The organism is Herbaspirillum lusitanum P6-12 (assembly GCF_000256565.1).
GTDB classification, from domain to species: Bacteria; Pseudomonadota; Gammaproteobacteria; order Burkholderiales; family Burkholderiaceae_D; genus Herbaspirillum; species Herbaspirillum lusitanum.
The window spans coordinates 1-16063 of sequence record NZ_AJHH01000633.1 but is presented as its reverse complement, the minus strand read 5'-3'; the positions used below and the strand labels follow the sequence as shown (position 1 = coordinate 16063).

At 59.7% G+C, this 16063-nt stretch carries 14 protein-coding genes and 1 pseudogene; 6 read left to right on the top strand and 9 right to left on the bottom strand.

Annotation, left to right across the window (positions count from 1 at the left end):
- Positions 1-29 precede the first annotated feature (29 nt).
- Positions 30-1475: a sensor domain-containing diguanylate cyclase gene (locus HLUSI_RS0120740; RefSeq protein ID WP_157137949.1), complete on the top strand. Its 1446-nt coding sequence runs from the start codon at positions 30-32 to the stop codon at positions 1473-1475.
- A 35-nt stretch (positions 1476-1510) separates the two neighbouring features.
- Here the strand turns inward: HLUSI_RS0120740 and HLUSI_RS0120735 are convergent, their stop codons facing one another.
- The 7 genes from HLUSI_RS0120735 to HLUSI_RS0120705 form a co-directional block, all read right to left on the bottom strand.
- Positions 1511-2692 (bottom strand): M20 aminoacylase family protein, encoded by a 1182-nt coding sequence (locus HLUSI_RS0120735; RefSeq protein WP_016835767.1) that lies wholly within the window; start codon positions 2690-2692, stop codon positions 1511-1513.
- 24 nt (positions 2693-2716) lie between these two features.
- The gene (locus HLUSI_RS0120730; RefSeq protein ID WP_016835766.1) at positions 2717-4138 is read right to left on the bottom strand and encodes a M20 family metallopeptidase; all 1422 of its coding nucleotides are present in this window, start codon (positions 4136-4138) and stop codon (positions 2717-2719) included.
- A 142-nt stretch (positions 4139-4280) separates the two neighbouring features.
- On the bottom strand, positions 4281-5144 hold the full coding sequence (locus HLUSI_RS0120725) for an ATP-binding cassette domain-containing protein (protein ID WP_016835765.1): 864 nt from the start codon (positions 5142-5144) through the stop codon (positions 4281-4283).
- Positions 5141-6151, bottom strand: coding sequence for an ABC transporter ATP-binding protein (locus tag HLUSI_RS0120720; protein WP_016835764.1), 1011 nt, complete (start codon positions 6149-6151; stop codon positions 5141-5143). The genes HLUSI_RS0120725 and HLUSI_RS0120720 overlap by 4 nt, the downstream gene beginning before the upstream one ends.
- Before the next feature lie 13 nt (positions 6152-6164).
- Positions 6165-7094, bottom strand: coding sequence for an ABC transporter permease (locus HLUSI_RS0120715; RefSeq protein ID WP_016835763.1), 930 nt, complete (start codon positions 7092-7094; stop codon positions 6165-6167).
- A gap of 9 nt (positions 7095-7103) precedes the next feature.
- Positions 7104-8021, bottom strand: a complete 918-nt coding sequence (locus tag HLUSI_RS0120710; protein ID WP_016835762.1) for an ABC transporter permease — start codon at positions 8019-8021, stop codon at positions 7104-7106.
- Positions 8022-8088: 67 nt separating this feature from the next.
- On the bottom strand, positions 8089-9660 hold the full coding sequence (locus HLUSI_RS0120705) for an ABC transporter substrate-binding protein (protein WP_050977749.1): 1572 nt from the start codon (positions 9658-9660) through the stop codon (positions 8089-8091).
- Positions 9661-9880: 220 nt separating this feature from the next.
- Between HLUSI_RS0120705 and HLUSI_RS29865 the strand changes: the two are divergent.
- Positions 9881-10788, top strand: a pseudogene (locus HLUSI_RS29865) (LysR family transcriptional regulator).
- A gap of 12 nt (positions 10789-10800) precedes the next feature.
- Here the strand turns inward: HLUSI_RS29865 and HLUSI_RS0120695 are convergent.
- Positions 10801-11310, bottom strand: a complete 510-nt coding sequence (locus tag HLUSI_RS0120695) for an Lrp/AsnC family transcriptional regulator (protein WP_029363831.1) — start codon at positions 11308-11310, stop codon at positions 10801-10803.
- Between the two features lie 238 nt (positions 11311-11548).
- On the opposite strand from HLUSI_RS0120695, the gene HLUSI_RS0120690 reads away from it, so the two are divergent.
- Together HLUSI_RS0120690 and HLUSI_RS0120685 are read left to right on the top strand one after the other, a co-directional pair.
- Entirely contained in the window at positions 11549-12565 is a 1017-nt protein-coding gene (locus HLUSI_RS0120690; protein WP_016835759.1) for a 1-aminocyclopropane-1-carboxylate deaminase, read from the top strand.
- A 111-nt stretch (positions 12566-12676) separates the two neighbouring features.
- Complete coding sequence (locus tag HLUSI_RS0120685) at positions 12677-12919, top strand: hypothetical protein (protein ID WP_016835758.1); 243 nt, start codon at positions 12677-12679, stop codon at positions 12917-12919.
- 18 nt (positions 12920-12937) lie between these two features.
- Here HLUSI_RS0120685 and HLUSI_RS0120680 read toward each other — a convergent pair whose 3' ends face one another.
- Positions 12938-13822 (bottom strand): LysR family transcriptional regulator, encoded by an 885-nt coding sequence (locus tag HLUSI_RS0120680; RefSeq protein ID WP_016835757.1) that lies wholly within the window; start codon positions 13820-13822, stop codon positions 12938-12940.
- 107 nt (positions 13823-13929) lie between these two features.
- Between HLUSI_RS0120680 and HLUSI_RS0120675 the strand changes: the two genes are divergently transcribed.
- Together HLUSI_RS0120675 and HLUSI_RS0120670 are read left to right on the top strand one after the other, a co-directional pair.
- Complete coding sequence (locus HLUSI_RS0120675; RefSeq protein WP_016835756.1) at positions 13930-14859, top strand: NADP-dependent oxidoreductase; 930 nt, start codon at positions 13930-13932, stop codon at positions 14857-14859.
- 141 nt (positions 14860-15000) lie between these two features.
- Positions 15001-15870, top strand: a complete 870-nt coding sequence (locus HLUSI_RS0120670) for an SDR family oxidoreductase (RefSeq protein WP_029363830.1) — start codon at positions 15001-15003, stop codon at positions 15868-15870.
- The last annotated feature ends 193 nt before the right edge of the window (positions 15871-16063 follow it).

Genomic DNA, 16063 nt, shown 5'->3' with positions numbered 1-16063 from the left:
AGGCTCTTAAAATAAGTGCGGCTCTGTTGATGGCAATGGTATTCGGCTTGTTTGGCTGGATGCTGTACAAGAGTCATGAGGAAGCAAGCCAATACGCTGTCGAGACGTCGCAAAACATCACGCTGATGGCTCAGCGCGACATCGTGCGGAATATAGAGATACTGTCGTTGTCTCTGGATGCCCTGGCTAATCGCTATCAAGATCCCCTGTTTCGGCAGCTGACCCACAACCAGCAATATTCCTACCTTTTCGGCAGCGTGGCTGCGGCGAAGCATGTGATGGTCATGGCGGTGCTTGACGCCGCTGGAAAAGTCGCGGTGTCGTCCCTGCCGGGTACCCCGGCCAATACGTACGGCGATCGCCTCTATTTCACGGTTCAGCGAGACCGGCCGGAAACCGGCCTGTATATTTCGCCGCCCATTACGGCCAAGTTCGATCGGGAGCTTCAGGTCGTCGTCTTGTCCAAGCGCCTGTCCAATCAAGACGGCAGTTTTGCGGGTGTCGTGGTCATGGCTCTCGATCTTTCCTATTTTCGTGAACTGTTCAGCGGAATTGCGTTGGGCGAAGATGGCGTGATGTCTCTCTACGCTCGCAGCGGCGTGGTCTATATGCGGCTGCCGTATGCTGCGTCAATGATTGGTCGCGACATCAGTTCCAGCGACAATTTCTTGCGGATAAAATCGCTGATTCAACAGGAGAGCGGCAGCTTCTTCGCCCGGGCTGTCACCGATGGCGTAAAACGTTTGTACGCCTTCCGGAATGTTCCCGGGACGCAGCTGGTTGTCTTTGTCGGTCGTTCCGAAAAGCATATTTTCAGCCATTGGACGGAAAGCCTCTACGCTCTCGGCGGTGCGATGCTGGTCTTCACCGTCGTCTGCATGGCGCTTTTTTACATATTGCGAAACGAGCTCAAGAAACGACGTCGGGCCGAGGACAGATTGCAGGAACTGGTGTCTGTCGACGACTTGACGAAGCTGCTCAATCGGCGCGCGCTGGACAACGCGCTGGGCGATCTGTGGAGCAGAAGCCGGCGCAGCAGGGGGATATTTTCGATTCTGTTCATCGATGTCGATTACTTTAAATTTTACAACGACACCTATGGCCATCAAAAAGGAGACGACGTTCTTGTATCCGTCTCCCGCGCCATCTCCACGCAGTTGCCGCGGAGTTCGGACCTCGCTGCACGCTATGGTGGAGAAGAGTTCATCGTCGTGCTGGCGGAAACAGACGCAGACGGGGCCCTCCACGTCGGCGAGAAAATTCGGGATGCAATCGAAGCACTCAATATCCCACACGCGAAAAGCCAAATTGGCCATATTTCGGCGAGCATCGGCGCAGCCATGTACGACAGCACAGTCCATGATTCCATCAATGCAGTGTTGAATGCCGCTGACGGCGCGCTATATGCGGCCAAGGGGAACGGACGAAACAACGTCCAGATAAGCGCGAAGCCAGTCAATTCGATGCATCTTTAACGCGACCATGGGCAAGGCGGATTTTTTCGTTGGGCTTATTGCGCCTGCAAGTACCGTTCCACCAGACGCGTCCAGTAAGCCGCACCCACAGTGACATTGTCGTCGCTGAAGTCATAGTGCGCGTTGTGCAGCATCGGCTTTCCTGCACCGTTGCCGACGCGTAGAAAACAACCCGGACGCTGCTGCAGGAAATAGGCGAAATCTTCGCTGCCGGCGATCGGCGGGAACGACGGAATGATCTTGTCTGCGCCGACCAGTTCCACCGCGATCTGTTTCGCGAACTCGGTTTCAGCCTCTGAATTGACCAGCACCGGATAGCCGCGGATGTACTCGACTTCCGCTTTGGCGCCGTAACCTTCAACGTGAGATTGCACCAGCGCGCGGATGCGCTGCTCCAGCAGTTCGCGCACCTCTTGCTTGAAGGAGCGCACGCTCAGTTCCATCGTGGCATGCTCCGGAATCACATTGGCTGCATGGCCGGCGTGCAGCGAACCGACCGTCACCACCGCAGCTTCCATCGGATCGATATTGCGTGACACCACGGTCTGCAAAGCCATCACCAGACTGCTGGCGGCGACCAGCGGATCGATCGACTGGTGCGGACGCGCTGCGTGGCTACCCTTGCCGAGGATCTTGATCTTTACCGTGTCGCAAGCTGCCATGAACGGGCCGGCGCGAAACATGAAGGTGCCAGTTTCCACCCCCGGATGATTGTGCATGCCGAAGATCGCATCGCAGGGAAAGCGTTCGAACAATCCATCCCTGATCATCTGTACGGCGCCGCTGTTGAAGCCGGCTTCTTCCGCCGGTTGAAAGATCAGGTTGACGGTGCCGTCGAAATTGCGCGTGCGCGACAACTGCAACGCCGCGCCGAGCAACATCGCGGTGTGGCCGTCGTGGCCGCAGGCGTGCATTTTCCCCTGGCGTTCGCTGGCATAGGAGAGGCCGGTCATTTCGTTGATCGGCAGCGCATCCATATCGGCGCGCACGCCGATGCTGCGCGTGCTGCTGCCGGAACGCAAGGTGGCGACCAGGCCGTGGCCGCCGATGTTGCGCGCGACGGCATAGCCCCAGCTTTCCAGGCGTGCCGCCACCAGCGCTGCGGTATCGACTTCTTCATATGACAATTCGGGATGCTGGTGGATGTGACGGCGGATCCCGACCAGCTCATCCTTGACGTCGTCCAGATCGGCGATCCGGCAAAACTCTGTACTCATGTGTTCACTCCGGAAATTCGGCTCCTAGGCCGCGACGGCGAGCATTGTTCTGCGCGCCAGCACTTGCTCGCCCTGTTCTGACAAATCCCAGAACAAGCCGGCCATGACTTGCAATGACTCGCGCGATACGCTGGCAAGTATATGCTCGTTGGGTGCATGCTGCGAGCAGGCAGGATACGAGTGCGGCACCCACAGTGTCGGCAAGCCGAGCACGTCGGAGAACACGTCGTTGGGCAACGAGCCGCCCAGATTGGGCAACAAGGTCGGCTGCTTGCCGCTGGTCTCCTGCATCGACGCCAGACCCCAGCGTACCCATTCATCGTCCGGATTGAGGCGGGTCGCGGTGAACTGGATGCCGGACAGCGTGACCTCAACGTCGGTGTAACCATGCGCGTCGAGATACGCCCGGATGTTGGCGATGAAATTCTTGTCGTCGCTGCCGACCACGAAACGGATCTGGCAATGTGCCGAGGCATGGCCGGGAATCGCATTGACCGGCATTTCCGGATTACCGGTCTTGAACGCCAGCACTTCCAGCGTGTTCCAGCCGAATACCCGCTCGGCCGGCGTCAGGCCCGGCTCCCCCCAGTCCACGTCAACCTCCGGATCGTCAGGGCCACCGCCGACTTCGACATTGCGCAGTGCGTTGCGCACGCTCTGCGGCAAGGCATCCGGCAGCAGGCTGGGCACGCGGATACGGCCCTTGCCGTCGACCAGGCAAGCGATGGCGTTGGCCAGGCGCACGCCGGGGTTGCGCAGCAAGCCGCCCCAGTTGCCGGAGTGGTGGCCGCCGTCGCGCGAATTGACGCGCAGGTCGAAATTGCAGCCGCCGCGTGAGCCGAGGAACATGGTCGGTGTCGGCGCATTGACACGCGGTCCGTCGGAAGCAATGAAGAGATCCGATTTCAACTTCTCTGCATATTTTTCGGCGACTTCCTTGAGGCCCGGCGAGCCGGCTTCTTCGCCCATTTCCAGGATCACCTTGACGTTGTAGCCGAGCTTGCCGCCGCGCAGTTTCAGGACTTCGGCCAGCGCGGCGAAGTTGATGGTGTGTTGCGCCTTGTTGTCGGCGATGCCGCGACCGTACCAACGGTCGCCTTCGACGACGATTTTCCAAGGATTGAGGCCTTCGCGCCATTGATTGTCATAGCCGCGCACGACGTCGCCATGGCCATAGGTCAGCAGGGTGAAGACCGCATCGGCTTCCAGACGCTCCGCCAGCAGGAACGGTGTGCCGCCCGGCAGCGGATTGTCGATCACTTCGCAGGTGAAGCCAAGACCTTCGAGCTCAGGTTGAATTTCCTGCAGCAGGTAGTCATACAGAATCGGCCGGCTGGCAGCTTCCTGGCTCTCGGTGCGGATGGCGACGCGTTTCTGCAAGGCCGTCATGAAACGGCCGTCGTCGAAATAGGCGCTGGCCTGCGCGATGGCTTGTGCTCTGCTCATGTTGCTTCTCCTCGGTTATATAAATGAGATTCGATGAAATCAATAAGTCGTTCTGAAAAGCGGCGTGACTTGCCCTGCCGTCGGCATGGGTTCTCGTCCGCGCCAGGAAAGCGGCGCGCCGTTTCATGTTCCCTGTCTTTTATTACCCGCTCACGGCGAGTTCCGGAATACCCAGTCCAGGCTCGGGCGTCAGCGCCGATGCCAACAGCATGCGCGTGTACGGATGCTGCGCGTCGGAGAAAATCTTTTCGCGCGTCTCCAGCTCCACGATGCTGCCTTTGTGCATGACGGCGACACGGTCGACCAGATGCTCGACCACGCCGAGGTCATGGCTGATGAAAAGATACGTGAGACCGAACTCGGCTTTGAGATCCAGCAACAAGTTGAGAATCTGCGCCTGCACCGAGACATCCAGCGCCGACGTCGGTTCGTCGCAAATCAGGATATCGGGCTGCAGGATCAGCGCACGTGCGATCGCCACGCGCTGGCGCTGGCCGCCGGACAGCTGATTCGGATACTGGGCATAGGTGCGCTCCGGCATGCCGACCAGATCGAGGATCCGGCGCACCGATTTCTGCTGCTCGGCGGAACTGCCGATGCGATGCAGCTTCAACGGCAGGCCGACGATTTCGGCAACCGTCTTGCGCGGGTTGAGCGAAGAATACGGATCCTGGAAAATCGGCTGGATGTGGCGCGCATTCTCCTTGCGCAGCGTCGGATCGACTTCCTGGCCGTTGATCAGGACATTGCCGGAAGTCGGCTCCAGCAATCCCAGCAGCATCTTGGCCAGCGTGCTCTTGCCGCAGCCGGATTCGCCGACCAGACCCAGCGTTTCGCCGCGATACAGACGCAACGAGACATCGCTGACAGCCCTGATCTCGCCGGGCGTCTTGAACATGCCGCGCTTGAGTGCGTATATCTTGCTCAGTGCACAGAGTTCCAGCGCGATGTCACTACCGGCAGGCGTGGCCGATATTTCGGCTGGCACGGATTCATTCATATTCATGCCGCCACCTCGCTCAGTTGCCGCGCGTCTGCCGCCGTCACCTTGTGACAGCGTACATGGTGAGTCTTGTCGCCGCCGGCGGTATTGAGCATCGGCGGATCTTGCTCGCAGGTGGCGTCAGCCAGCGAACAGCGATTGCGGAAGACACAGCCGCCGATATTGCCGACCAGGCTCGGCACCACGCCGGGAATGGCTTGCAGCTTGCTCCCCGGCAGCGTCTTGCCGCGTACGGGAATGCAGTCAAGCAGACCGCGGGTATAGGGATGCCGGGGCGAGGCGAACAGTTGTCCGACGTCGGCGGTTTCCACCACCTGTCCGGCGTACATCACGGCGACGCGATCGGCGATGCGCGACACCACGCCGAGGTCGTGGGTGATGAAGACCACTGCCGTGCCGAACTCGCGCTGCAGTTCACGGATCATGCGCAGGATTTGCGCCTGTATGGTGACGTCCAATGCGGTAGTCGGCTCGTCGGCAATGATCAGGTCGGGACCGCACATCAACGCCATGGCGATCATCACGCGCTGACGCAAGCCGCCGGAGAGTTGGTGCGGATACTGACGCAGACGATCTTCGGCATTGCTGATGCCGGTGCGGTGCAGCAGGTAGATGGCGCGATCGCGGGCTTCGGCGCGGGTGACGCCGGGCTTTTCCAGCATGGCTTCGCAGAGTTGGTTTCCCAGTGTGTACGAAGGATTGAGAGAAGTCATCGGCTCCTGAAAAATCATCGACATGCGCTGGCCGCGCAACTGATTCAGTTTTTTTTCCGGCAGGCCAAGCAATTCGACGCCGTCAAATGTCATGCGATCGGCGGTGCCGACAGCCTTGCGCGGCAACAGTCCCATCAATGCCAGCGAGGTCATCGATTTGCCGCAGCCGGATTCGCCGACCAGGCACAACATCTCGCCGCGCTTGACCTGGAAGTCGATGCCGCGCACGGCGTGCAGCATGCCGTTTTCGGTCGGCAGATCGACACGCAGATTTTTTACATCGAGAAGAACGCTCATCATCGTCTCCTTATCAGTTGCGGCCGTCAGGCGCGTTGACGTCGCGCAGACCGTCGCCGACCAGGTTGATCGCGAGCACCAGGATCGCCAATGCCACACCTGGAATCACGATGACCCAGGGCTTGAAGAACATGTAGGACTTTCCTTCCGAGACCATCAGACCCCAGGACGGCGTCGGTGGCTGCACGCCGAGTCCGAGAAAGGATAAGGTTGCCTCCAGCAGGATCGCATGCGCCATTTCCAGGGTAATGACGACAATCAGTGCGCTCATGATGTTGGGCAAAATCTCGCGCACCAGAATGTAGGGCGTCGATGCGCCGATGGCCTTGGCGGCGGCGATGAATTCGGCGTCGCGCAGCTGCTGCGTCGCTGAACGCGTGACCACGGCGAAACGGTCCCACAGCAGCAAGCCGAGCAGGATAATCACGACCTTCAATGAACCGCCGACCAGCGAGGCCATCGCCAGCGCAACCAACACCACCGGCATCGACAAGCGGGTAGTGATGACGTAGCTGATCAAGGCATCGACACGGCCGCCGAAGTAGCCGGCCAGAACACCCAGCGTGGTGCCGATCACGCCGGAGATGAGCGCTGCAGCGCAACCGATGATCAGTGAGACGCGCGCGCCGTAGATCAAGCGGCTCAGATAATCCCGGCCGAGCTTGTCGGTGCCGAGTACATGGTCCCAACTGCCGAGCGCGTTCCAGATCGGTGGAATCAGGCGTTGCGAGACATTTTGCTCAAAGGGATCATGCGGCGCCAGCAAGGGCGCGAACAGCGCCGCCAGGACGATCACGGCGAGGATGGCCGCACCCAGCACCAGGCCGCGATGGCCGAGCATGCGGTTCAACTTGCGCCGCCACAGCGGCACCGGTTTGAGCGTTGCCTGTACAAAACCGGTTGTTTGGCTGGTCGGCATGGAAGGAGTGGAAATGGTCGTCATGGCGATTCCTCAGCGAGTGCGGATGCGCGGATCGAGCAGCGCGTTGATGACGTCGGCCAGGAAAGTGAGGCCGATATAAAACATCGCGATGATCAGCACCACCGCCTGCACCACCGGATAGTCGTTGCGCGAGATGGCGTCCCAGGCGAGCTGGCCGAGGCCTTGCATCGAATACACCGATTCAATCACCACCGAGCCGCCGAGCATGAAACCAAGTTCCACCGCAGCGAGTGCGACGACCGGAATCACGGCATTGCGCAGCGCATGCTTGAAGATGACCTTGCCTTTGCTGAGGCCCTTGGCGCGTGCCGTACGGATGTAGTCGGAACCGAGCACCTCCAGCATGCCGGCGCGCGTCAGGCGCATCATTGCGGGCATGGCGTAATAGCCAAGAGCGATCGCCGGCAGGACGAAATTCTCCCAGCCTTCGTTGCCGGCGACCGGTAGCCAGTGCAGGGTCACCGAAAAAATCAGGATGAGGCTGAGGCCGAACCAGAAGCTGGGCATGGCCTGTCCTACCACCGCGAGGAGGAGTGCGACGCGGTCCAGCCAGGTGTCGCGATAGATCGCCGCCAACACGCCAAGCGGAATGGCGACGGCGACGGCCAGCAGCAAGGCGATGCCGCCCAGCTTCATGGTGACCGGCAAGCGCTCGGCCACCATTTCCATGACCGGCCCCTGAAAGTAAAACGACTTGCCGAAATCCAGTTGCACCGCTTTGCCGAGCCAGTCGAAGTACTGCGACATCATCGGCCGGTCGAGCCCGAACTGCACGCGTATGGCTTCCACTTGCGTGGCGCTGGCTTCAGGCCCGGCGATCGCCGTGGCCAGGTCGCCCGACATGTGCAGCAGTGAAAAACTGACGATGGAGACCGTCACGGCAACGCACAGGGCGATACCGAAGCGACGCAAAATGTAGATCAGCATGGCGGCAAGCCCTCATCACGATCATGGTTGGCTGGGCGGACGACGATGGCCGTCCGCCGTGGCGAAGCTACTTCCAGCTCGCTTCATAGAAACGCGGAAGTTCGTCCGGATAACCTTGGAACTTCAGCTGCGAGTTATAGGCGTAGAAGGTGGAGTAAGAGAACATCGGCGCCATGAAGGCTTGCCTGGAAATCGATTCCAGCGACTTCGTGTAGTTGGTCTTGCGCACAGCAGGGTCAACCGAGTTGTCGGCGGTTTCCAGCCATTGTCGCAATTGCGGATCTTTGGTGATGTCGTCCGCGTTGCCCTTGAAGTAGACGCCGGTGAACGCCGATGCATCATTGATCGAGAAGGATGCCCAGGTCTGGAATGTCAGCGGTGTCTTGCCGCTGCGATATTCCGTCAGCAGGGCGGCGAACTTCATGTAGCGCAGGCGTGCGCGGATGCCGACCTTGTGCAGATCGCCGATGATGGCTTCGGCGAATTCGCGCTCGCGGTAGGCGTAGATCTCGGTATCGAAGCCATTCGGATAACCTGCCGCAGCCAGCAATTCCTTGGCCTTGGCGGGATTGTATTCGTAGTTGATGACGGCCTTGGCGTCGCAACCGAACTGCGTGCGGAAGCAGGCGGTATACACCGGCTGGCTGCCGCCACGCACCAGGTTGTCGGCGATGCCTTTGCGGTTGATCGCATAGTTGACTGCCTGGCGTACGCGCAGATCCTTGAACGGCGAGTTCGGTCCCGAAGTGCCGGTGGCGTCGATGGTCAGGAAGCCGACGCGCATGGTTTCACCGCTTTGCACGGTGATCTTCGGCGTGGTCTTGAGCGACTCGGCCTGGTCAGCCGGCACGCGCCAGATCCAGTCAATGGCGCCGGTCATGAGTTGCGCTGAACGGGTTTCCGGATCGGGGATCACGACGAACTTGATGTTGCCGATCTTCGGCTGGCCTTGCGGACTTTCCTTGAAGTAGTTCGGGTTCCTGACCAGTGTCACGCCCTGTCCCGGCACCACGCTGGTGGCTTTGTAGGGACCGGTGCCGATCGGCGCCTTGCTGAATCCTTCCAGGCCGAGTTTCTTGAAATAGACGCCGGGATAAATCGGCAACGGGCCGGCGAGATATTCCAGCGCGGCGGGGAAGGGACGCTTGAGGTTGATGCGCACCTTGTAGTCGCCGAGCTTTTCGACGTCCTTGATCCAGTCGGTGTTCTGACGCGTGACGGCCTTGGACTCGTTGGAGACGGCGTAGTTGAAGGTGAACACGACGTCATCGGCACTGAACTTGTCGCCGTTCTGGAATTGCACGCCCTGGCGCAGATCCATCACGAGCGCGGTCGGCGATTCCCACTTCCAGGCGGTGGCCAGCTGCGGTTTGTACTCGCCGGTCCTGGGATCGCGAAAGACCAGCGTGTCCCAGATCAGGTGGGCCAGGATGACGCCTTCGCGCAGGTTGTTGTGATACTGGCTGATGTTTTCGACCTCGCTGTCGGAGGCGTACACCAGCGTGTCGTTGGCCTTGTTGGCCAATGCCGGGGTGGATATCGACAGCGTCGCGGCAGCCCCCGCCAACAGCAACGCATGTCGTGCATTGTGTACCCACGCAGCTCCGGATCCCTTTGCCACATTCTTTTTCGCGTTCATTCCCGACCTTCCATTCTGAATTGTTTGAAAAACAACGGCATGAAACTCAGCAACAAATTGAGCAACAAATTGAGCAATAACGTGAGTGGATACTAGGTCGATTGAGGTGCTGCAACAATTAGAGAATTCCTAAGCCTGCGTTGCCGAAATGAGAAGGCAGGCTTTTTGCTTGCTTGCGAGCGGTGGCGATGACGTCTGCATCGCATTCGCAAAGGCCGACATGAAATCTCAATATTTGCAAGATACTGCGCTGCGCTATTTCCTTGAAGTGGTGCGTTGCGGCTCGATCGCTGAAGCGTCGCAACGCCTGAATGTCGCCAGTTCGGCGATCAGCCGTCAGATCAGGAGCCTGGAAGAATTGCTCGACACCGTCCTGTTCGAGCGCCGGCCGCGCGGCATGGTGCTGAGCGCGGGCGGGGAAATGCTGGCCGCGCATGCGCAGAAGGTGAGGCTGGAAGCGGATCGCGTGGTGGCTGACCTGCTGGCGCTGAAGGGCTTGCGCAGCGGACGCATCCGGGTGGCGGCGTCGGAGGGATTCGGCATCGACTTCATGCCGCGGCTGATCCGCAGCTTCCAGCAAAAGTATCCGGCGATTCAGTTTCAGGTATATGTGGGACCGCCGACGATGGTCTCGCGCCAGGTGCGCGACGGCAATGCCGACATCGGCGTGACCTTCAACCGCCTGCCTGAACCGGACATCAAGATCGTGCACCAGCAACCGGCGTGTTGCTACTCATGCGCAACGGCCATCCGCTGAGCAAGTTCAAGAGCGTGACATTGTCGCAACTGCGGCCTTATCCGCTGGCGCTGCCCGATCCGGACACCACGCTGCGGCAACTGTTCGACCTGGCGTGCAGCCGCCAGCAACTGGTATTCGAGCCCGTCCTCACCAGCAATTACATCCAGACGCTGCACAACTATCTGCTGGAGGGGGACGCACTGTCGATCACAGGGGCGGTGACGGTACGCTATCGGATTGCCAAGGGCGAATTCACGATGGTGCCGATTCACGATCGTGCGCTTGATGGACGCTACGTTGAGGTGCAGACGCTATCGGGACGCACCTTGCCGCGCATCGTGGAAATCTTCCTCGACTATCTGCTGGGCGAGTTGAACGAGGACATTTGAGTTCCTTGCCGTTCACAAATGCAGCTGGGTCGTCGACAGCACTTCCTTGATCACCATAAAGGTGCGCACCTGGCGTACGCCGGGCAGATACAGCAGCTGCTCGGCATGCAGGCGATTGAAGCTGTCGTTGTCCTTGGTGCGCACCAGCATGAAGTAGTCGAACTCGCCGGTGACGACGTGGCACTCCAGGCAACCTGACACTTTCTGCACCGCCTTTTCAAAGGCGGTGAAGGATTCCGGCGTGGAGCGATCCAGCACCACGCCGATCATCACCAACGTGCCGGCATCCAGCGCACGCGGATTAAGCAGCGCGACGATGCCCTTGATCAATCCCAACTCCTTGAGACGCTCCACCCGGCGCAGGCAGGCCGGCGCGCTGAGATTGACCCTGGCCGCCAGTGCGACGTTGGAAATCGAGGCGTCGCGTTGCAGCAGCTTGAGGATGGCGCGGTCGGTGCGATCGAGTGTGTCGTTGAAGGATTCCGTTTCAACACTCTTGCTGCGCAATTTTATTGCTTTCATGGATTATTTTTCAGAATAAAAATAAACGTAAATTGTTAATTGAAGTATTACTCATCAAATAGTAGCGCAAGTTCGCAACCCTGATGCGCAGATTAATTCCTACAATGAAATCCAGCGCATACCGCTACACCATCACACGTCGTCGCACATCACACCGATATCGGAGGAGCAGTCCATGCCGTCCTTGTTCGCCAGTGCCGATGCGTGGATATCCCTTCACACTCCAGGAGCATCACGCATGAATCTGAAAAAATTCGCCCGCTATCCGTTGACTTTCGGCCCGACGCCGATTCAACCGCTCAAGCGCCTGAGCGCCCATCTCGGCGGCAAAGTTGAGCTCTACATGAAGCGCGAAGACTGCAATAGCGGCCTGGCCTTCGGCGGCAACAAGACGCGCAAGTTGGAATACCTGATCCCGGAAGCATTGGAAGGCGGCTACGACACGCTGGTATCGATCGGCGGCATCCAATCCAACCAGACGCGCCAGGTGGCAGCGGTGGCGGCGCACCTTGGCCTGAAGTGCGTGCTGGTGCAAGAGAACTGGGTGAACTATTCCGACGCCGTGTATGACCGCGTCGGCAACATCGAAATGTCGCGCATCATGGGCGCCGACGTGCGCCTTGATGCGGCAGGTTTCGATATCGGTATCCGCAAGAGCTGGGAAGATGCGATGGAGAGCGTGCGCCAGAATGGCGGCAAGCCGTATCCGATTCCGGCCGGTTGCTCGGAACATCCGAAGGGCGGCCTGGGCTTTGTCGCCTTTGCCGAAGAAGTGCGCCAACAGGAGGAAGAACTCGGCTTCAAGTTCGACTACATCGTTACCTGTGCCGTCACCGGCAGCACGCAGGCCGGCATGGTGGTCGGCTTCGCTGCGGACGGCCGCGCGGATCGCGTGATCGGCATCGACGCTTCGGCGAAACCAAAACAGACCTTCGACCAGATCCTGCGCATCGCCAAGAACACGGCGGGACTGGTGGAGCTGAACTACGACATCACCGAAAAAGACATCGTGCTAGACACACGCTTCGGCGGTCCGGAATACGGTTTGCCGAATGAAGGCACGCTGGAGGCCATTCGCCTGTGCGCACGCACCGAAGGCATCCTGACCGACCCGGTATACGAAGGAAAGTCGATGCACGGCATGATCGAGAAGGTGCGGCTGGGCGAATTTCCGGAAGGCGCGAAGGTGCTCTACGCGCATCTCGGCGGTGTGCCCGCGCTCAATGCCTACAGCTTCATCTTCCGTAATGGCTAAGCGTCCTGAGCATCGTTCTTGCTTTGCAAAGTAAAGCATGAGGTCCGTCGACACACGTTGTCGCCGGACCTTGCCCGCTTCAACAGGTATCGCTGCGCATGGGAGAGCCTTATGGATCCAGTTGTCAGTCCTGCCGTCGTATTGCTCCAGCAACTTGAAACACTGCTCAAGGACCCCGTTGTGGGGCCGCGCGTCGCGCAACGTGTGGCAGCGGCCGTCGAAACCGTCATGCAAGAGCGGCTTGCCGATAAGGGAGACGCTCCCGATGTCGAGGCATATGCCAAACTGTGGATCCCGGCATGGGACGACGATGGCGCGGCGCGGCGAGCCTTGATTTCCTTGGCGTCGATATAGAGGAAGATAGTCTTCAGTTCATCGGATTGGAATGGTGAACGTCCCATTGGGATATTGCTTGCACATGAACTCGACGAAAGCCCGCACTTTGGGACTTTGCAAACGGCGAGAGGTGTGCAGAACCCAAAGCTCAACTTCGTCGCCGGCAATTCCCCACGATACCAATTCCCCCTTTTCCAGCAAGCCGCCGATGATGGACTGCGGCAGCATCGCTGCCCCCGCGCCGTCGACAATGGCGTCCCGCACCATCAGCAGCGAAGACAGGCGCAGAACAGGTCGCGGTTCGATGGTGAACTGACCATTGCGAACCGACCAGACATCCCCGTCTCGATAGCCCGGCGTGACGACTGCCGGTACAGGAAACGGCTTGTCACGACCTCCTTTCGGCATCTGAATCGATGGTGCGGCCGCAAGGACCAGCCTGTCTTTGGCAAAGCATCTGCCGACCAGCGCGCTGTCCTTGCTCGGATTGATCCGTATGGCGACATCGAAATGCTCGTCTACCAGATTGACAAGGCGATCCTCAGCCACGGCTTCGATCTGCACTTCGGGGTAGCTCGCCAGGAACCGGGCGGCAATCCGCCCCAAGGCCAACTGCGAAAACAGGAGCGGCGCTGCGATACGCAGACGCCCTCGCGGCGTCGCAAGGCCGTCCCGTGCTGCCGCGACCGCGTCGGCGACCTCGTGCATCGGCCCCTCCGTTCTGGCGCGCAGCAGTTGGCCTGCTTCGGTCAACTCCAGGCTACGAGCGCCGCGCTCGATGAGCCGTATCCCCAATGCTTCTTCGAGATCGGCAACACGACGCGACAGAGTTGCTTTGGAGCGTCCGCTGGCGCGGCTGGCTTTGCCAAAGCCGCCGTGAGCGGCAACTAACTGGAAGTCCTCAAGGGCATTGAAATCCATGATGTCTCATTTTTAAAACGAAGTGTCTATATTTTACAATCTTTGTTTTGTATGCGGGACGACCTATTATTTGTTCGTACGCAACCCACAACCTCAAAGGAGTAGTCATGAACAATATCCGTGCATTGGTTCTTACCGAATACGGCGGCCCATCCGCCCTCAAGATTTCGTCCATCGAAGCGCCGGTGGCAGGAGCAGGCCAAGTGCTGGTCCGCGTCCAGGCCGCCGGTGTCAACGGACTGGACTGGAAGGTCCGGGAAGGCTATGTTCGCGACGCTTTTCCATTGCAATTGCCGACCGTCCCAGGCATCGAACTGGCCGGCATCGTGGAAGCGGCGGGGGCGGGCACCCGACTGCGCAAAGGCGATCGCGTCATGGGACCGCGCGGCGGCCTTGGCGCCTATGCCGATCTGGTTGCGGTAGACGAGGCCAATCTTTGCCTGATACCTGAATCGCTGAGTTTCGTCGAGGCGGCAGCCTTGCCTGTGGCATCCGTGGCGGCATGGCAAAGCCTGAATTTTGCCGGTCCGATACAGGCCGGCCAGCGCATTCTTATCCACGGCGCTGCCGGCGGTCTCGGAGGATTCGCGGTGCAGTACGCGCATCAGGCCGGGGCCGTGGTATTTGCCGCCGCCTTGGAGGAGCATGCCGGCTACCTCCGCAGCCTGGGCGCTGACCACGTCATCGCCTACGACAAGGAACAGTTCGAAGCATCGGCACGCGATATCGACCTGGTGCTCGACTATGTCGGCGGCGAGGTGCTGAATCGCTCGTGGTCCGTCCTTGCCGAAGATGGCGTCATCGTGAGCACCGCTTCGCCGGCCATCCAGGCGAGCACCCCCGCCGGACGCCGGGGCCTGTGGTTCATGAACACATCGGATGGCGCACGGCTGCAAGCAATCGCAGAGGACGTGGCGCACGGACGTTTGCACTCAAAGATTGGCGCCGTCGTACGTTTCGATGAACTGCCTGCAGCGATCGAGCGCAATCGGACCCAGCCGCAAGTGGGCAAGACCGTCGTGGATTTTTCCCTCTGAACCAACTTCCAGAAGACGATAAAACGTCTGCCTGAGGCATGTCCTCAAGCATTTCGCGAATCTGTGGATAGAGCGATGTCGAGTTGATCGGGAGTTTCTATCCATTTTTGAATTTACCAACCAAACCAAGGAGTAATCATCATGACTATTATCGTTACCGGAGCTACCGGCACTGTCGGTCGCCAAGTTGTCGGGCAACTCGTGAAGCGTGGCGCCGATGTCCGCGCTCTCGTGCGCGACCCGTCGAAGGCAAATTTCCCGGCGGGCGTCGACGTCGTCCAGGGCGATCTGCTCGACGTCGACTCGCTGCGCCGCGCCTTCTCCGGCGTCTCGACGCTGTTCCTTCTCAACGGGGTGGTGCCCGACGAATACACGCAGGCGCTGATCGCGCTTAACGTCGCACGCGAGGCCGGCATCGAGCGGATCGTCTATCTCTCGGTGATTCACAGCGACCTCTACGTGAACGTGCCGCATTTCGCAGGAAAATTCGGTGTTGAACGCATGATTGAGCGAATGGGGCTCAACGCAACCATTCTGCGCCCCGCCTACTTCATGGGCAACGACCTCACGATCAAGGACGTGGTAACCGGCTACGGCATCTATCCGATGCCGATCGGCAGCAAGGGGCTGGCAATGGTTGATACGGGCGACATCGCCGAGATCGCGGCCATCGAACTTATCCGCCGGGAACGAACCGCCGTCCCACTTCCTCCGGACCGGATCAATATCGTTGGTCCCGACACCTTGACCGGTGCAGACATCGCTGCGATCTGGACAGAGGTCCTGGGACGTCCGATCGCCTATCCGGGCGATGATCCCGCCGGGTTCGAGAAAAACCTCCGACAGTTCATGCCGAGCTGGATGGCCTTCGATATGCGCCTGATGAGCGAGCGTTTTCTTACTGAGGGAATGATTCCGGAAGCCGGCGATGTGGAACGTTTGACCGCGCTGCTGGGACGCCCGCTTCGTTCCTATCGTGATTTCGCTTCCGGAATTGCGGCGTCGGCCTGAGGCCGGAACATCAGGCCAATGAGCGCCATCATGCTCTACGCGGCCATCATTCCCTTGGCCGGTTTGTCAGGATGGCGCTCGTAATAACGTGGAACAGATGATCTCCTCGCGGAGCGAATGAGGGTTGGTCGCCGACCCAGCCGAGCGCCGACATCAGAGCGAACAAATCTATCCCATCCATATCGGCCCAATT

Excerpts from the sequence above, each read along its gene's own strand:
- HLUSI_RS0120740 (WP_157137949.1), top strand. The coding sequence starts at position 30 with ATGGCAATGGTATTCGGCTTGTTTGGCTGGATGCTGTACAAGAGTCAT.
- HLUSI_RS0120735 (WP_016835767.1), bottom strand. The coding sequence starts at position 2,692 with ATGAGTACAGAGTTTTGCCGGATCGCCGATCTGGACGACGTCAAGGAT.
- HLUSI_RS0120730 (WP_016835766.1), bottom strand. The coding sequence starts at position 4,138 with ATGAGCAGAGCACAAGCCATCGCGCAGGCCAGCGCCTATTTCGACGAC.
- HLUSI_RS0120725 (WP_016835765.1), bottom strand. The coding sequence starts at position 5,144 with ATGAATATGAATGAATCCGTGCCAGCCGAAATATCGGCCACGCCTGCC.
- HLUSI_RS0120720 (WP_016835764.1), bottom strand. The coding sequence starts at position 6,151 with ATGAGCGTTCTTCTCGATGTAAAAAATCTGCGTGTCGATCTGCCGACC.
- HLUSI_RS0120715 (WP_016835763.1), bottom strand. The coding sequence starts at position 7,094 with ATGACGACCATTTCCACTCCTTCCATGCCGACCAGCCAAACAACCGGT.
- HLUSI_RS0120710 (WP_016835762.1), bottom strand. The coding sequence starts at position 8,021 with ATGCTGATCTACATTTTGCGTCGCTTCGGTATCGCCCTGTGCGTTGCC.
- HLUSI_RS0120705 (WP_050977749.1), bottom strand. The coding sequence starts at position 9,660 with ATGAACGCGAAAAAGAATGTGGCAAAGGGATCCGGAGCTGCGTGGGTA.
- HLUSI_RS0120695 (WP_029363831.1), bottom strand. The coding sequence starts at position 11,310 with ATGAAAGCAATAAAATTGCGCAGCAAGAGTGTTGAAACGGAATCCTTC.
- HLUSI_RS0120690 (WP_016835759.1), top strand. The coding sequence starts at position 11,549 with ATGAATCTGAAAAAATTCGCCCGCTATCCGTTGACTTTCGGCCCGACG.
- HLUSI_RS0120685 (WP_016835758.1), top strand. The coding sequence starts at position 12,677 with ATGGATCCAGTTGTCAGTCCTGCCGTCGTATTGCTCCAGCAACTTGAA.
- HLUSI_RS0120680 (WP_016835757.1), bottom strand. The coding sequence starts at position 13,822 with ATGGATTTCAATGCCCTTGAGGACTTCCAGTTAGTTGCCGCTCACGGC.
- HLUSI_RS0120675 (WP_016835756.1), top strand. The coding sequence starts at position 13,930 with ATGAACAATATCCGTGCATTGGTTCTTACCGAATACGGCGGCCCATCC.
- HLUSI_RS0120670 (WP_029363830.1), top strand. The coding sequence starts at position 15,001 with ATGACTATTATCGTTACCGGAGCTACCGGCACTGTCGGTCGCCAAGTT.